Source organism: Paenibacillus enshidis (genome assembly GCF_042136365.1).
GTDB lineage: Bacteria > Bacillota > Bacilli > Paenibacillales > Paenibacillaceae > Paenibacillus > Paenibacillus enshidis.
This window is the reverse complement of sequence record NZ_JBHHMI010000072.1, coordinates 1-1,031: the sequence shown is the minus strand read 5'-3', so window position 1 is coordinate 1,031 and position 1,031 is coordinate 1. Positions and strand designations below refer to the sequence as shown.

At 53.6% G+C, this 1,031-nt stretch carries 1 rRNA gene; it reads right to left on the bottom strand.

What is annotated here, in order from left to right:
* A 23S ribosomal RNA gene (locus ACE41H_RS25125) occupies positions 1 to 1,031 on the bottom strand; the annotation flags it as partial.

Here is a 1,031-nt window from a genome sequence, read left to right as displayed (position 1 = left end):
TTCCAAGGCTCCCACCTATCCTGTACAGATCGTACCCAAATTCAATATCAAGCTGCAGTAAAGCTCCATGGGGTCTTTCCGTCTTGTCGCGGGTAACCTGCATCTTCACAGGTATTAAAATTTCACCGGATCTCTCGTTGAGACAGCGCCCAAGTCGTTACGCCATTCGTGCGGGTCAGAATTTACCTGACAAGGAATTTCGCTACCTTAGGACCGTTATAGTTACGGCCGCCGTTTACTGGGGCTTCGGTTCACAGCTTCGGATTGCTCCTAACCGCTCCCCTTAACCTTCCAGCACCGGGCAGGCGTCAGCCCGTATACTTCGCCTTGCGGCTTCGCACAGACCTGTGTTTTTGCTAAACAGTCGCTTGGGCCTTTTCACTGCGGCCCCCTCGGGCTATTCACCCTACCGAGGCACCCCTTCTCCCGAAGTTACGGGGTCATTTTGCCGAGTTCCTTAACGAGAGTTCTTCCGCGCGCCTTAGAATTCTCTTCTCGCCTACCTGTGTCGGTTTGCGGTACGGGCACCTTCACCTGGCTAGAGGCTTTTCTTGGCAGTGTGAGATCATGACCTTCGCTACTATAATTTTCACTCCCCATCACAGCCCAGCCTTACGATGTGCGGATTTGCCTACACATCAGCCTCACTGCTTGGACGGACATCCATCAGTCCGCGTCACTACCCTGCTGCGTCACCCCATTGCTCATAACGGTTTACGGTGGTACAGGAATTTCCACCTGTTGTCCTTCGACTACGCCTGTCGGCCTCGCCTTAGGTCCCGACTTACCCTGAGCGGACGAACCTTCCTCAGGAACCCTTAGGCTTTCGGCGGATCTGATTCTCACAGATCTTTTCGTTACTCATACCGGCATTCTCACTTGTATACTGTCCAGCGCTCCTTCCGGTACACCTTCAACCCCTACACAACGCTCCCCTACCCCTGATGCAAGCATCAAGCCATAGCTTCGGTGGTGTGTTTAGCCCCGTTACATTTTCGGCGCAGAGTCACTCGACCAGTGAGCTATTACGC